The sequence below is a fragment of the Methanospirillum sp. genome, from assembly GCF_028679455.1.
GTDB lineage: Archaea > Halobacteriota > Methanomicrobia > Methanomicrobiales > Methanospirillaceae > Methanospirillum.
This window is the reverse complement of sequence record NZ_JAJRBM010000024.1, coordinates 1-3,288: the sequence shown is the minus strand read 5'-3', so window position 1 is coordinate 3,288 and position 3,288 is coordinate 1. Positions and strand designations below refer to the sequence as shown.

The following is a 3,288-nucleotide window of genomic DNA, read 5'->3' as shown; positions in this document are numbered from 1 at the left end:
CTTAAGGATACTGAAAATGCACTGAAGATGGCAAACTCAAAATTAAACCTCCTCTCCAGTGTGACCCGTCACGATATCATGAATAAAGTGATGATCGGAAAGTCCAATCTATACCTCCTCAGAGATATACCGTTTACTGCTGAACAAAGAAGATATTTTAACATGCTCTCCGAGTCGCTTCGATCTATCGAAGAGTTCATAGCATTTACCCGGACCTATCAGGAACTCGGTGTTGAAACTCCGGTGTGGCAGGATGTTGAAGGGATCTTCATGCAGGCGATTGATAATATCGATCCAGGAGAGATTATCATCGATATTCAGGTGACAGGTGTCAGAGTCTATGCTGATCCCCTGTTTCCAAAAGTCTGCTATAATCTTATTGAGAATGCAATCAGACATGGCAAAACAGTCTCACGCATCACTGTCTCATCCATTCATACAAGAGCTGGATTGGTGATAATTGTTGAGGATGACGGGTCGGGCATATTAAACGATGAGAAATCACTGATATTTGAGCGTGGGTATGGGAAAAATACCGGGTATGGTCTTTTCATTAGCCAGGGAATTCTTGCAATCACCAGGATTATTCTAAATGAGACAGGAGAACCCGGAGTAGGAGCACGGTTTGAGATTATCGTACCATTCGGGAGATTCGATGAAAAAAAGGCCGAATCCTAATTTTTTTGATCCTCCCAAATACAGGTTTTGAGAGACAAATAATTTGGGTATTCACGATTCTCATCTGTAAAATCTCGATAGCAACTGTATCTATCCTCTTCAATTATCCGGATGAGAGATGCTGACCACCAAGGAGGGTTTTTAACCCAAGGAAACCGGTTCAGATGAGAGTTTTCTTTTTATTGTTCCAGAGAGAAAGAGAAGGACCATGGGAGTCAGGATTAAAGATCTTCCGTCACTACATAGCATGCAGACCTCTGCAGTGATCATCGATAATGAAGGCAACATAAGAGTGAACGGAGTTATACCCCGTACCAGGTCAGAGGCCCTCATCCTGATCATCAATCAGCTCAAAAAGGACTTAGCAGAATGGGATCATGCTGATGTTGGGACACTTTTTTCAATATTATCAGACATTGAGACTGTTGTCTTTCCCCAAAGACTCCATGAGGCCATTGATCTCTCGACACTCCCATCAGAACCGATTCCAGACAGCATGAAACCCTATCCGATCTGGGCTCTTGACAAGACAGGGTATTGTTTAGCGGGTGCAGGACAGGTGACCATAGAACCCCTGGTAAAAATTCATCAGTGGTTTGTTACCCGGAAACCCGGGTATTGCAGCAAACCAACTGTATCAGCATGTTACCTCTGCAGCATGACCAGGTCTGGAAAAGACTGCAGAAGTAACCATGTATTCTACCCGGACGAGTATTGAATTCCGGAGATTATTATCAGGGATAATGAGATTGGATTCCTCTGGTACCATTGAACCATTCAAGGGATGGCCCTGACTCATACGGTGAACACCCCTTGGGTGGTGGACATTACGGTACCGGCACTCTTATCGTTGCATGGGTATGATATGGCTGGAATGGATTGTTGTGGATCATACCATGAGATCAGTTTATCCGAACTGCATATTGATGCTGACCGGGTTCGTGCTCTCACTGAATCCTGGGGAGTTATCATAACTGATGAGGGGAAAGTCAGAATACCCGTGTGTTGTTATGATGATATCAGGGCCCTTTTATCCCGAAGAGAATGAAGCCCATGAAATGTCCTTCCATCAGCGTTGTGACACAACTCATCTGATGAAATCATGGATATAGATTATTTAATCTGAACCAAGAGATAGCCAGAATTAACCAGAGGGGTTTGCATTTTTATCTTCCTCAAACCTTGTACCCAGATGATGAAGAGTAACCTTTAACCATACCGACAAGAAATGCCCTGTGTGAATAATCTCTCATCTTCCCAGCATGATGCTGAGGTAATAATTAATAAACAGGAGATCCTGGAAGGATTAGAACGGTATAAAGAGGCATTGCAGGAGTGTGACAAAGCACTTCATCTCGATCCGGAAAATGGCGATACCTGGACGAACAAGGGAATAATTCTCTTCCTCCTGGAACGATACGAAGAAGCATTACAGGCCTGTGAAAAGGCAATCCTTCTGGACCATGAAAATGTCATGGCATGGAATAATAAAGGAAATATCCTTAATAGTCTGGAACATCATGAAAAAGCATTAAAAGCATGCGAAACAGCAATTCAGATCAACCCCGAGTATGCAGATGCGTGGAATAATAAAAGCAGTGCCCTAAACTGTCTGGAGCGGTATGAGGAAGCACTTCAGGCCTGTGAAAAAGCGATCCTTCTTGACCCGGAGTATGCTGATGCCTGGAATAATAAAGGAAATGCTCTCAACTGTCTGAATCGATATGATGAAGCAGTTGAAGCATTTGACAGGGCAATCTATCTCGAGGAGAAGGATTCTCATGCATGAGTCGAAACAGAGTGGTGGTATCTGATCCGGGATCCTGATGTCAAGAGAATGAGAGGGATGATGAGAGTCAGATCAGAACCCATGTTCACCGATATGAGGAGATAACTATCAGTGGATATGTTCGAATAATCATTAATCATGAGTTCAGCTCTCCCTGATACGCAACGGAGAAATTCTTAGTTATCACATCAGAAATCCCCCGTAATCCATTATGATTTCCATTTTTTAAGAGTATGATTTTTATCTGATAATCCGAATACCGGGATCTCAATCTATCCAGGGAGATTTAAAAGAAGTGAGTATAAGGGTAACTATTTCCCCCGGCACGCTGATTACTTCCCTATGAGCAATACTTCTAATATCAAAGAGCTCGCAACGATTCTTGATAATCAGGAGAAAATATTGCTGACGGTCCTTATAAAAAATGCGGATACTACGATCTATCGTGCCTGTAATCGTCAACCTGGAGCAAATATCGATCAGATGGTCATTGCAGTGCAGAAACTGGAAGAGAATAACCTGATTTCGAAATCAAGACGTGACCCATTCAAAGTAGGACAGACCGATCAAACGCTCCAACACTATGTCTTAACGGATCTCGGGAAAAATGTCTGTTATGAGGCACGTATCCATTAATCCATTCAACTCATGTAATTTCCTGTTTTGAAGTAAACCCTTATTCATTCTAGTATTCCCTACTATTTTCCCGCAACCCTTGATGTGATGAGAGTGATGCGGATTATAAAACAATTCCATCCATGGGGCCAGATCACACCGATTTTTACCAACCATGTGAGACTGGTACCTATATGGGTTCTAAT

General features: G+C 42.7%; 5 protein-coding genes. All 5 read left to right on the top strand.

The window, feature by feature from the left end:
* The coding region (locus LUQ50_RS00635) for a HAMP domain-containing sensor histidine kinase (protein WP_300034625.1) at positions 1-678 on the top strand (678 nt) is incomplete at its 5' end.
* Positions 679-886: 208 nt separating this feature from the next.
* Positions 887-1,396, top strand: coding sequence for a hypothetical protein (locus tag LUQ50_RS00630; RefSeq protein WP_300034623.1), 510 nt, complete (start codon positions 887-889; stop codon positions 1,394-1,396).
* An 84-nt stretch (positions 1,397-1,480) separates the two neighbouring features.
* Positions 1,481-1,726: a hypothetical protein gene (locus tag LUQ50_RS00625; protein WP_300034620.1), complete on the top strand. Its 246-nt coding sequence runs from the start codon at positions 1,481-1,483 to the stop codon at positions 1,724-1,726.
* A gap of 189 nt (positions 1,727-1,915) precedes the next feature.
* Positions 1,916-2,467 (top strand): tetratricopeptide repeat protein, encoded by a 552-nt coding sequence (locus LUQ50_RS00620; protein ID WP_300034617.1) that lies wholly within the window; start codon positions 1,916-1,918, stop codon positions 2,465-2,467.
* Between the two features lie 342 nt (positions 2,468-2,809).
* On the top strand, positions 2,810-3,103 hold the full coding sequence (locus tag LUQ50_RS00615) for a hypothetical protein (RefSeq protein WP_300034614.1): 294 nt from the start codon (positions 2,810-2,812) through the stop codon (positions 3,101-3,103).
* Positions 3,104-3,288: the final 185 nt, after the last annotated feature.

Excerpts from the sequence above, each read along its gene's own strand:
- LUQ50_RS00630 (WP_300034623.1), top strand. The coding sequence starts at position 887 with ATGGGAGTCAGGATTAAAGATCTTCCGTCACTACATAGCATGCAGACC.
- LUQ50_RS00615 (WP_300034614.1), top strand. The coding sequence starts at position 2,810 with ATGAGCAATACTTCTAATATCAAAGAGCTCGCAACGATTCTTGATAAT.